Origin of the sequence: Mycobacterium sp. (genome assembly GCF_049683935.1) — a bacterium.
Taxonomy (GTDB): Bacteria; Actinomycetota; Actinomycetes; order Mycobacteriales; family Mycobacteriaceae; genus Mycobacterium.
In genome coordinates this window covers 1-14,616 of record NZ_JBAUJR010000194.1, presented here as the reverse complement: position 1 = coordinate 14,616, position 14,616 = coordinate 1, and the positions used below count along the sequence as shown (strand labels likewise).

The 14,616-nt window shown below is 63.8% G+C and carries 21 protein-coding genes; 12 read left to right on the top strand and 9 right to left on the bottom strand.

Annotated elements, in window-relative coordinates; translation table 11 throughout:
• Window positions 1–4 precede the first annotated feature (4 nt).
• The 3 genes from WA965_RS10865 to WA965_RS10855 all read right to left on the bottom strand — a co-directional run bounded on the left by WA965_RS10865 (window position 5) and on the right by WA965_RS10855 (window position 3,051).
• Window positions 5–871 (bottom strand): EamA family transporter, encoded by an 867-nt coding sequence (locus tag WA965_RS10865; protein ID WP_526294165.1) that lies wholly within the window; start codon window positions 869–871, stop codon window positions 5–7.
• Window positions 872–945: 74 nt separating this feature from the next.
• Window positions 946–1,920 (bottom strand): helix-turn-helix transcriptional regulator, encoded by a 975-nt coding sequence (locus tag WA965_RS10860; protein ID WP_526294164.1) that lies wholly within the window; start codon window positions 1,918–1,920, stop codon window positions 946–948.
• Window positions 1,921–2,136: 216 nt separating this feature from the next.
• Complete coding sequence (locus tag WA965_RS10855) at window positions 2,137–3,051, bottom strand: MBL fold metallo-hydrolase (protein WP_526294163.1); 915 nt, start codon at window positions 3,049–3,051, stop codon at window positions 2,137–2,139.
• 241 nt (window positions 3,052–3,292) lie between these two features.
• Between WA965_RS10855 and WA965_RS10850 the strand changes: the two genes are divergently transcribed.
• On the top strand, window positions 3,293–3,757 hold the full coding sequence (locus tag WA965_RS10850; protein WP_526294162.1) for an SRPBCC family protein: 465 nt from the start codon (window positions 3,293–3,295) through the stop codon (window positions 3,755–3,757).
• 43 nt (window positions 3,758–3,800) lie between these two features.
• Here WA965_RS10850 and WA965_RS10845 read toward each other — a convergent pair whose 3' ends face one another.
• Window positions 3,801–4,466, bottom strand: coding sequence for a CIA30 family protein (locus WA965_RS10845; protein WP_526294161.1), 666 nt, complete (start codon window positions 4,464–4,466; stop codon window positions 3,801–3,803).
• Entirely contained in the window at window positions 4,466–4,900 is a 435-nt protein-coding gene (locus WA965_RS10840; RefSeq protein WP_526294160.1) for a DUF4174 domain-containing protein, read from the bottom strand. Before WA965_RS10840 ends, WA965_RS10845 begins: the two co-directional genes overlap by 1 nt.
• A gap of 192 nt (window positions 4,901–5,092) precedes the next feature.
• Here WA965_RS10840 and WA965_RS10835 point away from each other — a divergent pair, with 192 nt between their 5' ends.
• The 3 genes from WA965_RS10835 to WA965_RS10825 all read left to right on the top strand — a co-directional run bounded on the left by WA965_RS10835 (window position 5,093) and on the right by WA965_RS10825 (window position 7,211).
• Complete coding sequence (locus WA965_RS10835; RefSeq protein WP_526294159.1) at window positions 5,093–5,329, top strand: hypothetical protein; 237 nt, start codon at window positions 5,093–5,095, stop codon at window positions 5,327–5,329.
• Window positions 5,326–5,709 (top strand): type II toxin-antitoxin system VapC family toxin, encoded by a 384-nt coding sequence (locus WA965_RS10830; RefSeq protein ID WP_526294158.1) that lies wholly within the window; start codon window positions 5,326–5,328, stop codon window positions 5,707–5,709. Before WA965_RS10835 ends, WA965_RS10830 begins: the two co-directional genes overlap by 4 nt.
• A gap of 278 nt (window positions 5,710–5,987) precedes the next feature.
• A complete protein-coding gene (locus WA965_RS10825; protein ID WP_526294157.1) occupies window positions 5,988–7,211 on the top strand; it encodes an RtcB family protein in 1,224 nt (407 codons plus the stop codon).
• On the opposite strand, the gene WA965_RS10820 is transcribed toward WA965_RS10825, so the two are convergent.
• The 4 genes from WA965_RS10820 to WA965_RS10805 all read right to left on the bottom strand — a co-directional run bounded on the left by WA965_RS10820 (window position 7,212) and on the right by WA965_RS10805 (window position 10,657).
• Complete coding sequence (locus WA965_RS10820) at window positions 7,212–8,021, bottom strand: LLM class F420-dependent oxidoreductase (RefSeq protein WP_526294156.1); 810 nt, start codon at window positions 8,019–8,021, stop codon at window positions 7,212–7,214.
• Window positions 8,022–8,164: 143 nt separating this feature from the next.
• Window positions 8,165–9,016, bottom strand: coding sequence for a Vgb family protein (locus WA965_RS10815; protein WP_526294155.1), 852 nt, complete (start codon window positions 9,014–9,016; stop codon window positions 8,165–8,167).
• 80 nt (window positions 9,017–9,096) lie between these two features.
• Entirely contained in the window at window positions 9,097–9,891 is a 795-nt protein-coding gene (locus WA965_RS10810; RefSeq protein ID WP_526294154.1) for a dienelactone hydrolase family protein, read from the bottom strand.
• Between the two features lie 202 nt (window positions 9,892–10,093).
• A complete protein-coding gene (locus WA965_RS10805; protein ID WP_526294153.1) occupies window positions 10,094–10,657 on the bottom strand; it encodes a CGNR zinc finger domain-containing protein in 564 nt (187 codons plus the stop codon).
• 85 nt (window positions 10,658–10,742) lie between these two features.
• On the opposite strand from WA965_RS10805, the gene WA965_RS10800 reads away from it, so the two are divergent.
• The 8 genes from WA965_RS10800 (at window position 10,743) to WA965_RS10765 (ending at window position 14,434) form a co-directional block, all read left to right on the top strand.
• On the top strand, window positions 10,743–11,915 hold the full coding sequence (locus WA965_RS10800; RefSeq protein ID WP_526294152.1) for an alpha/beta fold hydrolase: 1,173 nt from the start codon (window positions 10,743–10,745) through the stop codon (window positions 11,913–11,915).
• A gap of 80 nt (window positions 11,916–11,995) precedes the next feature.
• A complete protein-coding gene (locus WA965_RS10795) occupies window positions 11,996–12,184 on the top strand; it encodes a hypothetical protein (RefSeq protein WP_526294151.1) in 189 nt (62 codons plus the stop codon).
• 56 nt (window positions 12,185–12,240) lie between these two features.
• Window positions 12,241–12,474: a hypothetical protein gene (locus WA965_RS10790; RefSeq protein WP_526294150.1), complete on the top strand. Its 234-nt coding sequence runs from the start codon at window positions 12,241–12,243 to the stop codon at window positions 12,472–12,474.
• On the top strand, window positions 12,464–12,775 hold the full coding sequence (locus WA965_RS10785; RefSeq protein ID WP_526294149.1) for a type II toxin-antitoxin system PemK/MazF family toxin: 312 nt from the start codon (window positions 12,464–12,466) through the stop codon (window positions 12,773–12,775). Before WA965_RS10790 ends, WA965_RS10785 begins: the two co-directional genes overlap by 11 nt.
• A gap of 280 nt (window positions 12,776–13,055) precedes the next feature.
• Window positions 13,056–13,289 carry a hypothetical protein gene (locus tag WA965_RS10780; protein WP_178360226.1) on the top strand — a complete coding sequence of 78 codons (234 nt, stop codon included), beginning with the start codon at window positions 13,056–13,058 and terminating at the stop codon, window positions 13,287–13,289.
• Window positions 13,241–13,621 carry a type II toxin-antitoxin system PemK/MazF family toxin gene (locus WA965_RS10775; RefSeq protein ID WP_526447498.1) on the top strand — a complete coding sequence of 127 codons (381 nt, stop codon included), beginning with the start codon at window positions 13,241–13,243 and terminating at the stop codon, window positions 13,619–13,621. Before WA965_RS10780 ends, WA965_RS10775 begins: the two co-directional genes overlap by 49 nt.
• 190 nt (window positions 13,622–13,811) lie before the next feature.
• Window positions 13,812–14,021, top strand: coding sequence for a DUF2191 domain-containing protein (locus WA965_RS10770; RefSeq protein ID WP_526294147.1), 210 nt, complete (start codon window positions 13,812–13,814; stop codon window positions 14,019–14,021).
• Window positions 14,009–14,434, top strand: a complete 426-nt coding sequence (locus tag WA965_RS10765) for a PIN domain-containing protein (RefSeq protein ID WP_526294146.1) — start codon at window positions 14,009–14,011, stop codon at window positions 14,432–14,434. The genes WA965_RS10770 and WA965_RS10765 overlap by 13 nt, the downstream gene beginning before the upstream one ends.
• The last annotated feature ends 182 nt before the right edge of the window (window positions 14,435–14,616 follow it).

The window sequence follows — 14,616 nt, the reverse complement described above, 5'->3', positions numbered from 1 at the left end:
GTCCTCAGCCCACCTCGAGCGGCACGGCCATCTCCCGACCACCGCCTCGCGCCGCGCCGATGCCGGCCGCCACCACCGCCGCGATGCCGAGCATGCCGGCGATCCCGGGAGCCTGATCGAGCAGCAGGAAACCGACAAGGAGCGCGAAGGCAGGCTCCAGGCTCATCAGCGTGCCGAACGCCGCGGTGGTCAGCCTGCGTAATGCCAAGAGCTCCAACACATATGGCACCACAGGCAGCAGGATGGCCATCCCCAGGCCGAACAGCAGCACCTGGGGGGTGATCCGCTCGAACACCGCCGTGCTCACGAAGAAACTGGAGACCACGCCCGCGATCGGCATGGACACCGCAAGCCCGTTGACTCCGGCCACCTCATCGCCGACGCGCTGCGTGAGCAGTATGTAGACGGCCCAGCAGATTCCGGCTGATACCGCGAGAAACGCGCCCTTGGGGTCGATACCGCCGCTGAACGGCTGACTCAAGAGCACCACGCCGATCGCGGCGAGCCCGGGCCACAAGAACCGGCGAGGCCCTTTGCCGTGCAGCACCGCGATGGCCAGCGGACCCAAGAACTCCAGTGCCGTCGCGGTACCGAGGGCAAGACGGTCCAGCGAAGCCATGAACAGAAGCGAGATCGCCGCCGTGACGCACCCCAGGACCACGCACATACCGAAGGTCTGCCAGGTGAATGCCGACGGCCGCGGCCGCACCACCACGAGGAGCAGTGCCCCCGCCCAGGCCAGTCGAAGCCATGCCGTGCCATCGGATCCGATCTGGTCGATGAGGCCGATGGCCACGACCATCCCCATCTGTACTGACACCTGTGCGGCGATGGCCATCGTGACGCCCCCGCGCGCCTGCTCTGCACTCACTCGTGCATTTGACGGGATGGCGCCCGGTCATGTCCGCCGAATGGCACGGAATGACACCAGAGCGCCGTCGACACCTATTGATTCAGTGTGCTTTCGGGCGTGAACCCGTAGGCCTGGTGGTAGGCGGATCGGAAGCGGGGAAGATTCCAGAAGCCCCACTCGTTCGCGATGTCGGCCACAGTGCGCTCGTGCGGACCAGACTTCAAAAGATCCTGGTGCACGTAGGTCAGCCGCACTCGTTGGAGATGACGTGTCGAGGTGCAGTCGCGGTGTCTGCGGAACGCGGTCTCCAGCGCCCGCGTGGAGATGCGCGCCGCCTGCGCGATATCGGCCGGCGAAATGTCTCTGTGGGCGTTGTCCTCGATGAACGCCGTGGCTCGGCGAAGCGCTTCGTGATTGTCGACGTCGCCGCCCGGCGTCGGCGCAGCAACCGTCGTGTGAGGGAACGCCGCCAGCATGCTCGAAGCCAGATATCGGGTGACGCCACTGTAGACGAGAGGTTGTTGAGCGGCGAAGAGGTTGCCCAGCAGGCCGTGACGGATGTGGTCGATCACGTCGACCAGATGCTGGTTGGCCGCCGGGGACACCGGTGTGGAACTGCTCAATCGAACGGGCTCGCCATCGGTGTCGTCACCGGCGACCTCCGCCAGCGCACGACGCGGCACGTTGAGGGTGTGGTAACGCGCTTGTTGCTGCCGCCCCGCGAGCGGGCGGCCCGCGTCGGTGCCGAATGCGACGACAGCACCGGTTCCATGGCGTCGTGCGGACTCTCGCATCGGGGTCTCCTCGAGCACACCAGAATGCACCCGGCACAACAGGATGTGCTCGGGCGCCTCCATCTGGTAGCTCATGTCGAAGCTGTATTCGGCGTCGTCGACGCTGAGGGCTCCGATGGTGCTCCGCCAGACACGCGTGCGGGTGCGCGCAGTGGAATCGGACTTCTGGATGCGGATCGCCCCGAATGCGGCCCCGATCTGCTCTTCGATCTGATCGACGTCATCCGCGTCGATCAAGAAGCCGCCGGCCAGGGGCTTCGGCGTGTCCTGCATGAGTCACCTACCCGGTTGAACTGCTTGCCTGGGGCCACTCTACGACCACAGACACCAGGACCCGGCAACTACTGCGACATCACCGGCGTGCCTCCGCCGCTGATCAAGATCTCTGTTGGACAGCCGATGACGGCGCTCGTGTCACGAATGACGCGCGACACGAGCAACCACCATGTGCGGCTCACCCCGGACGCGGCCGGCAACAGCCGGTGACGGTCAGTAGTCCCACGTGGCCGGGACGAACCGAAAAGCGTCGCCGGCGACCGCCACGTGACAGACAGACGGGAACGGCAGATGAGTGGCCACCAATTGCTCGCCGCTGGCGGCCAACTCCTTCAGCAGCCCGACGCGGACCCGCGCCGACTCCTCGGGGTCGTGTTCGAACCCGTTCTGCCACTCGGGGTTGTCGAACCCTGGTTGAAACACCGCATCGCCGGCGAATGTCAGCGCCTCGCCGCCGGACTCGACGCGGACGATGCTGTGGCCGGGGGTGTGACCGCCGGTACGCCGGATCAGCACGCCGGGTGCCACCTCGTACTCGGTCTCGAACGGCTTCAACTGGCTGCGATACACATCCAGGAACTGCGCGGCGGTCCGCCGAAGGACCTCCGGAATGGGTTCTGGCATGACGGTTCGGGAGAAGTCGGGCGCCTCCCAGAACTCGGCCTCCGCCGACGCCAGATGGACACGCAGGTCCGGCCGCAGCCGGTTTCTCAGCCCATCGACCAGCAGTCCGCCGATATGGTCCATGTGCAGGTGGGTCAGCACCACATCGGTGACGGAGGACGGATCGATTCCCGCGGCAACGAGTCGCATGGTCAACTGCCCGGCCCGTGGGAAGTCCGGAAACTCGGTACCCAGACCCGAATCGATGAGTATGGTCTTGCCACCGCTGCGCACCACCGCCACATTCAGCGGCCAGTCGAGCACCTCCGGCGGAAGATACATGTCCTTCAGCCATGCCGACAGGTCGGCCGGAGGGACGTTGGTGGCCATCGTCACGGCGGTGATCGGCAGCACCCCGTCGCTGATCACCATCACATCGATGTCGCCGACCTTCAGCGCATAACGTGACGGAACCAGCTCGTCATACCCCTGCCTGCCGGGGTGTTGGATATCGACAATGCTCATGTTCTGCTCCCCTTGGAAGGTGTGACCCGAAGACTCGGCGAATCACCGGTCTTCTTCGTGAGACGCGTCGGCGCGGTCGAATTCATCCCGGCGCCTTGCCGGTGCGGCCTCACTGGACGCCGCACCCGATGAGACCGCCGTCGCCCGACGCCGCCAGCCCGCGGTCGGTGGACAGGTGCCTCAGGAGTCGAGACTCCGCGCTTTGGTTTAACAACCTCGTCCTGTGGGGCATTGTGAGGGGATGAGCGACGATACGAAAGTCACTGTTGAACGAACCATCGCCGCACCCGTGGATGCGGTTTTTGACATCCTCTCCAACCCCGAGCGGCACGAGGAGCTCGACGGCTCCGGCTTCATCCGCAGCGTCGACCACGCCGACCGCATCCAGAAGGTGGGGGAGGTGTTCACGATGAACATGCAGGGTGATCACATGGGTGGCGAGTACAAGACCGACAACCACGTGTCCGGTTATGCTAAGGACAAGCTGCTGGCCTGGAAGACCGCGCCCGCGGGCACCGAGCCTCCCGGATGGGAGTGGCTGTGGGAGTTGGAATCTCAGGGACCCAGCGAGACGCTGGTCCGCCACACCTACGATTGGTCCAAGGTCACCGACAAGAAGCTGCTCGAGAAGGTGAAGTTCCCGCTGGTCAGCAAGGACGAGCTGTCCGATACTCTCTCGCGCTTGGCGACCGCGGCTTCTGCCTGACTTGCTCGTTGCCGCCGGTACGATCGCGCAGTGCCCAGCGCCCTCAGACTGTGGCGTCGATTGCGCCGACAGTGATCTCGAAAGGGCCCTGCTGTTTGTCGAGGATGTAGATCGAAAGCTGGTTGATGCGTGAAGGGTCCAAGATCTGCGGGGCGTCCGGCGCCGGATCGAGGCGCATGCCGACAGGCTGGAAGCCCTCGATGGGTAGATCGTAGATCCGCGGGACGGCAGCTTCAGTAGGGAAGCGCTGGATGTAGGACCATGGCTGCCCTTGCAATCCCACCTTCAACAGGTAGGTCTTGCCGTCGCCCAGTGCGTGCACTCGCAGCGACTTCGCGCCTGCCGCTCTCCGCCCGAGTTCGGAGTTCTGCGGGCCGCGGGCTGAGGCGAACCCGCCGTTGTTCTCCAGCGAGATGTCACCCGAGAACACGAGCCCACCGTCGCCGAACGTGACGTTCGAGGTGGACAGACCGCCCATGACGGGGTCGTTGACCGTCTGCCAGGTGGCCACCTCGCCGGCGACGTCGAGGTCGACGAGAACGACTGCCTGGGCGGGCGGGCGAGGAGTCGCCGGAGCGTTCGTCGTCTGATCTGCATTGGCGGATCGCCCCGCGCTCCCGCACGACACAACCAGAAGTGCCGAGCATGCCAGCAGGATGCCGAATCCGCTGCGCCGGGAAATGTATCGGTGTCGTGCTTTTCCCGCCATCAACACCGACTCGGATTTGCACTCATCTCGCCGCTTCGCATCGGCATACCGTCGACCACGGCATAAATCGTTCGAAGATCCGGCACCTCGTTGACACGCAGTTTCTCGCCGCCGTCTTTTCCGATCAACAGCACGCTGAAAGCGTTTTCACCGATCGCATACTCATTCGCCAACTGTTGTGACTCATCGGCGTTGATGACGTGGCCATCGAGTGTGCTCGTGCCCTCCGTCACCACGAGGCCAACAACCATGTCGCGATCGACAAAGTCGCATCGGCTGGCCTCGATTCGGCTCAGCGTTTCAACGAGTCTCGGATCGCTGTCTGTGGGCGCGAACACCAGCAATGGACGACGTTCCCAGAGGTAGTCGCTGAGTTCGGCAGCCACAGCGGTGGCTGAACCGAGCGCCGTGCTCGTCAACAGCACGATCAGCATGAACGCCAATCGCCAGGCCGTGCGCCTCTCCAACATCGTGATTTCGACTCTACCGACTCATCCCCGGTGCGCCGCGTTGATGCGCCACGTAATTGCGAAGACATGCGGAAGCAGAAGGAAAGCGCATAGGTGTACCACCTGATTCCCGGTGGTACACTCGCGACTGTGCCGACAACCCGCCCCCGGTATCAAGTGACAGAAACGCCCGAGCTTGCCCGCGCCCTGGACCGAGCCGCCAAACGCTGGCCGGGGGAGTCGCGCTCGAAGCTGCTTGTGCGGTTGGTCGAAGCGGGAGCCAACCTCCTGGAGAACGACGAGCACGCCGACAACCTGACCCACCGCGCCGCGGTGTTGGCCAGCGCCGGCCGATACGCCGAGGCATTCAGTCCTGACTATCTCGCCGATCTGAGAGCGGACTGGCCCCGTTGATCGCACTGGACGCGAGTGTTCTGATCGCGCATCTGAATCCTGCCGATCCGCATCATGAAGCGGCCACCGAACTACTCCTGACCGGCACGCCTGGAGAGATGCTCGCACACACGATCACTGTGGCCGAAGTGCTGGTCGGCGGTGTTCGGATAGGACGGGGGGTGTCGATGCGAGACGACCTTCGCGCCGCGGGCATAGCCGTCGCACCGCACGACGGCGAGGAACCGCTCCGGCTTGCCGAACTGCGCGCCAGCAGCGGGCTGACATTGCCGGACTGCTGCGTCCTCGATGTCGCGATTCGACATCAGGCAAGCCTCGCGACCTTCGATAGGACTCTCGCCGCCGTAGCCGTGAAACGCGGCGTGCCAACGCTGGCGTGAGCCTCTCCAGTGAAAAGCACTGGTGCACAGCGTGAATCTGGGGGCACCCGTGGCGCCGCGATGACTCCGATATCAGGTGCTTGTCTGCACACCTGCTCAAGATGACAAAATTCGGTTGCGCACGTCAGCAGTGGGGGGCAACCTGAACACTCGGAGCTCTGAAGCCATACCACTACGCCTCCAACAACTCCACGGGTGGCCGTAGGGATGGAAGCGGTCGGTGCTGCTGCCTGGGATTCATCTCTCCCGCTGAGGAACTGACGAAAGAAAGAAATTCAATGACGGCGCAGCGGATCGACGGATACAAACTGCTGAACTTCGCTTCCCATGTCGACGACAACACCATCGACCAGGCGAAGGAAACGGCGTCGATGGCGTTCGTCCACCCCCACGTGGCCCTGATGCCAGACGCCCACTCCGGGAAGGGTTCAGCGGTGGGAACTGTCATCCCCACAGTGGATGCCGTCATCCCCGCGGCGGTCGGCGTGGACATCGGCTGCGGAATGATCGCGGCCCGAACCACCTACAGTGCCGACGACATCACCGGGCGTGACCTCGGAAAGCTGCGCGAGGCAATCGAATGGGCGATACCGCTCTCGCCGGGCAACTACAACAGTCACCTCGACCGCTTCGCCTTCACCGCTGCGCGCATCCAGAACCTCGAGAACCTTGCTTGGCCCGGCGACGACGGGGAGGGTCGAACCCACCGCAACGTCGACCTTTCGCATTCCCCGAAGTGGCGCGAACAACTCGGCTCCCTCGGCGGCGGCAACCATTTCATCGAACTATGTATCGACCAGGACGACGGGGTGTGGCTGTTCCTGCATTCCGGGTCGCGTGGTGTCGGCAACAAGATCGCGCAGAAGCACATCAAGGTCGCCCAACAGCTCTGCAAGCGGTGGTGGATCGACCTACCCAACCCGGACCTCGCGTACCTGCCTCAGGGAACAACCGAGTTCTCGACGTATCTGCGGGAACTGAACTGGGCGCAGAAGTTCGCGTTGGAGAACCGCGCCGAAATGATGGACCGCTTCGCCCGCGTGTTCGCCGACTGGATCGGAGCACCCCACGACGACACCAGTGGTTTCCTCGAGCAGACCGTGAACTGCCACCACAACTACACCGTCAAAGAGAAGCACGGCGGCAAGGACGTGTGGCTGACCCGTAAGGGTGCCGTGGACGCCCACGAAGGCGTGTGGGCTGTCATCCCCGGCTCCATGGGCACCCGCTCTTACGTGGTCCGCGGCAAAGGCGACCAGGCGGGGTTGTGTTCAGCCCCGCACGGCGCGGGCCGCCGATTCTCACGCAGAAAGGCCCGCGAACTGTTCACCGCCGACGACCTCGCCGCCCGCATGACAGGTATCGAGTACCGGCACGGCGAGCAATGGGTGGATGAGATCCCCGACGCCTACAAGGACATCGACGTGGTGATGGCTGACGCCGCTGATCTTGTAGAGGTTCAGTACGAGCTGCGGCAGGTGCTCAACGTGAAGGGAACGTGATCACCCGTTGTCCCGCCATGTGAGCACCTGCTTGAGCGACGTGACGTCGTAACCGTTGTCTGCGGTGAGTTCGGTCTGGAACAACGTCACTCCGGCCTCACGGAAGGCGTCGGCGCTGTCGGGATTCTCCCAGAGGGTCGAACGTTCGATATCGGAGCCGTTGCGCCCGAACGTTGCTGCCAACTCATCGACGCGGTCGCTGGACCTGCGGAAGGCGTCGAGGTCGGTGAACGCGTGCCAGATGTCGGCGTGCCGGGCAACGGCGGGCAGCGAGCGCTTGGGCCCCGTGCCTCCGATGAGGATCGGTAGCTTGCGCACGGGCGGCGGAATCAGCGCTGCGAGCCTGTTCTCGATGCGAATCAGGCTCTCGTCGAACAGATCGAAGCGGGAACCGAAGGTACCGAAGTCGTAACCGTAGGTGGTGTAGTCCTTTTCGTACCAACCCGCACCGAGGCCGAGGATGAGCCGGCCGCCGCTGATGTGGTCGACGGTGCGTGCCATGTCGGCGAGCAGGTCCGGATTGCGGTAGCCGACGCCGGTGACGAGGAGCCCGATCTCGGCGTGCGAGGTGATCTCGCCCCATGACGCGAGCGCGGTCCACCCCTCGAAGTTGGCGACGTCGGGCTGTTCGTCGAACATGACGGGCTTGCCGTCGACGATGCCCTCCATCGCCGGGCGGTGGAAGTGGTCGTAGCCGAAGATCACGTCGACGCCGAGGTCGTCGGCGGCTAGGACGGCGTCGCGCCAGGTGCGGTAATCAGGGGTGCCGCCGGGCTGGATCTGCACGGCGACGCGGACGGGACGGGTCATGGATTGCTCCTGAGTCGGGGAGTGACGACTCTTGAGCCAAGTTCACGCGCGTGGAGTTTATTCCGGTTGGGATCGACATGTCACGGTGGTCGGTGTCGGCGTATCCCGACGGCAACGCCTCCGCTCGGCCGATCCCCGCGCGCCTAGTTTGTGGGCAGGCGCAAGACGTACCCCGCTTCGAGGGCGACCCAGAGCGCGCCGTCGGCTGCCACCGCCAGTCCATGAGGCTCGCTGCCTGCGGGCAGTTCGATCATCGTGACCTCGCCATCGGCATTGACACGGGCGAGCTGGTCGGTTTCCCAGAGGCTGACCCAGACCCCATCCGCCTGATCGGCTACTACCGCGTGGGGCCTGCCCGGCAGGTCGAGTTCCTGAATCGCTTCGTTCAGTGGAATGCGGCCGAGCTTGCTCGCGCGAATTTCGGTGAACCACAACGCATCATCGTGCGTCGCGGTGATGCCGACGGGTCCCGCCGTTGGGGTAGGGGTCTGCCGGATGCTCACTGTTCCTGCCATATCCAGCCGCCCGATGGCGCTGGTCTGGTTGAGGGTGAACCACATCGCGCCGTCGGGGCCCGCGGTGATCATCGACGGGCTGCCACCGGGGATAGCCACGACGTCCACCTCATCGCCAGCACCGATTCGGCTCACCGTGCCTGATGTCATCGTGGTGAACCACAGGGCGTCGTCAGGTCCGATACATAGGCCGAATGGAGCGCTCCCGTCGGGCAACTCGATCTCGCGCTGCGCACCGTCCACCGCGATCCGCCCGATCCGGTCATCACCGTTGCGCGTGAACCACAGGGCGCCGTCAGGCGCGGCGACAATGATCGAGGGCTTGCTCTGCGGGTGCACAGGAAACACGTCGAGTCCGCCGCCCGGCCCGATGCGTGCGATCTCCCCGGAGTGAACAAGCGTCACCCACATGGCGCCGTCCGGTCCCACCGCAATTGCGTAGGGTCCGCCGGGCACACGGATATCGAGGGCCCGGCTCACTCCACGACGGTACTTCACGCCGTCGCCGGGACAGAGCGAGAGCGTGGCGTGACGCACCGGCACAGTGCCGCAGCAGCGCGTCAGTCGAGATGCGGAAGTATTGCCGGGGTCGAAGCGGACGACGAGCCGATGGTCTCATCGAGCAGATCTAGCACCGCCCGCCACGCCCGTGTCGCGTGCAAGGGGTGATGTCCCACCCCGGGCACGGTGGCAATGGCGTGGGTGGTGCCACCGGTCAATGAGCCGTCAGGGGTCATCGGAGCGGCCCAGAAAGCGTGCTGGGCTCCGCCGTAAACGTTGACACGCCAGTCAACTTCGGCGTCCTGAAGCACACTGGTGAAGGTGAACAGTTGGCCTGGGGTGCAGAGTGGGTCTTCGGAGCCGGTGCACAGCAAGAAGGAGCCGGCCACGTTGATCCAGTCCTCGGTGTGGGCGGCTGGCAAGCCCGGATGAATCGCGGCGAGTGCCTTGAATGGCACTCCCGTGCTGGCAAGTTCCAGCACGATTCGGCCGCCGGCGCCGTATCCGAGCGCAGCGAGCCGCTCGTGGTCGGCGCCGGGCACCGCGAGTAGAACGCCAAGCGCGGCACGGCCGATGGCTCGCATGCGGGCGGGGTCAGCCATCAGTGGCATCACGCGAGCCAGCATCGCTTGCGGGTCACCGAAGTACGTTCGGCCGGCGTGGTAATCCATCGCAAGCGCGATGTAGCCGTGCTCGGCGAGGTCGTCGGCGCGGCAGCGTTGATATCCTTCGAGACCGATTCCGTCATGTCCGATGAGCACTGCCGGCCAGGACCCCTTGCCGTCAGGCCGCGCCAGGTGGGCGACCATCGTCAGTCCGTCGACGTCGTAGGTGAGTTCGCGCGTGACGACCATGTGGTCACGATAGCTACGCGCTTCGGCACTTCAGTACCGCGTTCGCGCTCAGCTGAGCGATCGTTAGGCGCCACAGTTGCGGTCTATCCCGGGAACTCGTCAATGGCCGCACCCTGATCACAACGCCGCCAACGTGTTAATAGTGTTTTGAAGCAATAGATTTCACGGAACTCAACGCAGCGAAGGTGAGGGCCACTTCGCTTCAAGCCTTGCCGCGGTGGTTGGCATTGAAGCGCGCCTTTTTTTGGCGATTACCGCACGTGTTCATGTCACACCATCTGCGGGTACGACTTTGGCTGGTGTCGAAGAAGGCGGCTTGGCATGTTGGCGATGCGCACAAGGCCAATTTTCCGTCTCGTTCGCCCGCGATGATGCTGATCGCGTCGGCCGCGATAACCCCTAGGGCATCTTCGACGCGGGACGCCGAGCTAAGCCGCCATTGCCGGTTGCCCTCGGGCGTCAGGCAGGCCGCTGCCCGGCTCGCAGTGCTGCAGTCATTGATGACCTGGACCGCAGCCAGGGGGAGAGGGGCGTGGCTCGCGGCCGCCGTCGCCGCGGCGTGAATTGATTCCCTGAGTTCTCGAGCGAGTGCGAGCTGGGCGGTAGTGCAGGAGTCCACAGCGAGGCCGTTCACCGTCAACCAGTCGACGAGTCGCTGCGGCGTGGGAATGCGCTCCACAGCGGTGCCATGACGCTCCGACAGAGTCCCGGTGAAGCTGGTCGCCAGCACGCTGCCAAGGCGGAAGTCAGGAAACCCATCGCGCATGGAACCAGCTTAGCCGGTTGCGTGTGGACGGAGAGCCATGTAGAACCATCTAAGATGGTTCCACAACACGGAGGTATGAGATCTCATGAACTGCCTAGCCGCCGACGTGCAGGTATTTGAAGCCCACGCAACTGACGCCGAACTAGACGATCTGCGCGCGCGACTCGCCGCAACGCGTCTCCCGGAAGTCGAGACCGTCCATCGCGCCGCGCCCGATCCGCGCCGATGGGAGCAGGGCGTTCCGCTCGCCGACCTCATCGATGTCGTGGACTACTGGCGTACCGGGTACAACTGGCGGTCGTTCGAAGAGCACCTCAACCGAATCGGCCAATTCCGCACGACCATCGATGATCTCGGAATCCACTTCTTGCACCGCCCATCCGCGCGCACAGATGCCACTCCGCTGATCCTGACGCACGGCTGGCCAGGCAGCATTGCCGAGTTCATCGGTGTTGTCGACGAGCTGGCAGATCCGACGGATACAGACATGCCGGCGTTCCACGTCGTGGTCCCATCGCTGCCGGGCTTCGGTTACAGCGACAAGCCGGCCACCACCGGATGGGGAATCGAAAAGATCGCGGCCGCATGGGTCGAACTGATGGGAAGGCTCGGCTACAGCAAGTTCGTGGCTCACGGCGGCGACTGGGGAGGGGTGGTCACCACGGTCCTCGGCGGCAGGTTCCCGGCGCACGTCATGGGCATCCACACCACGTTCGCACAGGCACCGCCTGGGTTGACGATGGATGGCCTGACTGCGGCCGAGCGCGAATGGGCTGAGGAAACCCGCGATTTCTGGCGCCTGCGCGCGGCGTACGCGAAGCAGCAGGCGACCCGCCCGCAGACCATCGGCTACTCGCTGGTCGACTCACCGGCCGGGCTTCTCGCCTGGATCCTGGACAAGTTCGCGGAGTGGACAGATACCGAAGACAGCCCGTTCGAGACGATTTCCCGAGATCGCATTCTTGACGACGTCACGCTGTACTGGCTCACGCGCACCGGCGCATCGTCGGCCCGTATCTACTACGAAAGCCACGCGTCGCTCGACCCCGAACTCCGGGTCGACGTTCCGTCGGCGATCACCCAATATCCCCGCGACATCGAGAAGTATCCGCGCGCCTGGGCACAGGAGCGGTATCGCCAGATCGTCCGATGGAGGTCGCCGGAAGCCGGGGGACATTTCCCGTCGCTGGAGGTTCCCGAATTTTTCGTCAGGGACCTCCAAGAAGGCCTCGCGGCAGTGCTGGCCGCCAACCGGTGAACGCGGCAAGATCCACGGTTGCACCGACGTCCACATCAGCACGTGCTGCGAGCTTTCGTCACGAGGTCGAAATCGGCGGTGTGAACACCTGGGTACTTGCCAAGCAGGCCGCGGCGGTCAATCCCGACCGGTTCGGCAAGAGCGCGGGGTTTCTGAGCTTCGACGAGATGCGCCGCGAGACGATTCGAAAATGCCCGTGTTCTGTTCGCTGGAAGGCCACGCCGGGTTGTCGGCGGACGCCGCTGCTGGGGGTCGCGGCAGCCATGTGAAACCAGCGCTCACGTGGAACCGGTAACCGTCTTACAAAACGTCGTACGCTGTTGCTATGGCTGCCACGATTACCTTCCGGCCCGACGAAGACACAACGAAGGCGCTGGAGTTCTTGACCAAAGACGGTACGGCTGTGTCGGCAGCCGTTCGGTCTGCCCTTATCGATGCCGCACGACGGAAGGCTGGCGCGGCGATTCGCGCCGAGGCGGAAAGGCTCGCCGAAGACGCGTCCGATCGCGCTGCGGCCATGCAGGTGCTGCGCGATATGGAGACACTGCGTGCGTGGTGAGGTCTTTCGGTTGCATGCCGCGAGGGGGAGTCGCAGTCACGAGCAGTCCGGTTCCCGATACGCCGTAATCGTCCAGTCGGATCAACTGCCGCTGTCGACCTGGCTGGTTGCGCCGACATCCACGTTGGCTCGTGCTGCCAGCTTCCGACCCGAGGTCGAAGTCGGCGGCGTGAAGACCCGAGTGCTTGCTGAGCAGACTGCAGCGATAGATCCAGGCCGGCTAGGCAGTAGCGTCGGGTTCCTCAGCTTCGACGAATTGCGCCGCGTTGATGCGGCCCTGCGTGTCGTTCTCGAGCTCTGAGCGCTGTGTGAACACCACACATCATCAGAACGAAAGCAATTGGTAGAACACGTGATACGGCGGGGTTAACCGGTAATCCGCCATATTCGATCCCGCCGTATTCCTTCCGGGGCGGGCCGGCTGATCGCCACCGGCGCCTAGATGTAGACCCTGGGAGCCGTCCCGCTCAATGCATGACGCAAGGGCCCGCCGGCGCGCGAGGTTTGTACCGACGCTGGTTTGCTGAATACTTCGGACGATACGCCGTTACCTGTGTCTACAATTCGTCTACACTGGTTCAATGGCAGCAGAAACCACAACCGTCCGAGTCCGCCGTCCCGATTCTGAACGGCTGCAATCTTTAGCGAAGGCTCGTCAAACCGCCGTCGTCGACGTCGTGCACGCCGCAATCGACGCCTTGGAAAGGCAGGAATTCTTGCGGGGGCTGAACGGGGATTACCAGCGCCTGCGCAACGACCCCGAACTGTGGGAGCAATACCTGGCCGAACGTCACGAGTGGGATCCACTGGCTTGATCTGGCGAGGGGAGGTCTACCACGTCGATCTCGGCCAGCCAGTAGGACACGAGCCAGCCTTTCACCGCCCGGCGGTGGTGGTGTCGGTCGACATTCTCAACAACGGACCGGGCGACCTGGTGGTTGTCGTGCCGATCACGACCGTTGGGTACGGCTTGCGAAGCCACGTCGAACTTGAGCCAGCGAAAAGCGGGCTGGACCATATTTCCTACGCTCGCTGCGACCAACTGCGAGTGGTCTCCACCGAACGACTGTCATCTCGCCAAGGAATCATTGGTCCAGAACAGATGCAAGCCATTGACCAAGCGCTGCGTTTCGTCCTAGATCTGTGAAGGTCCAGCTCCCGGCGTCGCCGTCGTCGGATGAAAACGGTTGGTATGCAAAGCGATACGGCGTACTTTACTGGTAACCCTGCGTATTCGATTACTGCATATTCTCCGGTCACGGCCGGTGCAGCCGCCTGATGACGCGTGCGTGTATATACTGAATCAAGAGTTCGTATATATACACGGGGATGGCGATATGACAAAGCGCTTGATTGACCTCGATGATGAGCTGCTGGCCGCGGCGCAGAAGGAACTCAAGACGTCCGGGGTATCGGATACCGTCCGCGTTGCGTTGCAGCAGGCTGCGGCGGCCTCTGCTCGCGCGCGCCAGATCGCATGGTTAAAGACCGGCGGTATGGGGGAGATGGCTGACGCTGGTAAACGAGGAGATGTGTGGCGCAAGTAGCGCGGTATCTCATCGACACCAGTGCCGCGGCACGGATGACGCACCCCGAGGTCGCCGACCGGCTTGCTCCGCTTATCGAGGCCGGATTGGTCGCAACCACCGCTCAGCTTGATGCCGAGGCGCTCTATAGCGCCCGGACCGCCGCGGAATACGAGCAGTTATGGTCAGATCGCCGTCTCGCATACGAGTACCTGCCGACCAATGATGAACACTGGCAGGCGGCGTTGGATGCGCAGCGGTCGCTGGCCAGCACCGGTCGCCATCGTGCCGTCGGCATGGCCGACCTCCTGATCGCCACCCTTGCCAATGCCCATGCTGTGACACTGCTCCACTACGACGCTGATTTCGAGGTCGCTGCCGAGGTATTACCTCTCCAACATCGCTGGGCGTTGGAACGAGGCAGCATCGGCTAGGTCGGGGCAGGGTGTGAGTTCAAACCCGTTGGCGTGCAGTGCAATATGGAGTGGTTTACTGGTAACCCTCAGTATTCGATTCAGCCGTAATCCGGTGATTGTTGATATCGATAGGGTCGGCAGTTTCGGGATGGGCGGCTGGCAGCAGCTGTGATGGACTCACACTTGGCAAGCCCTTTGGG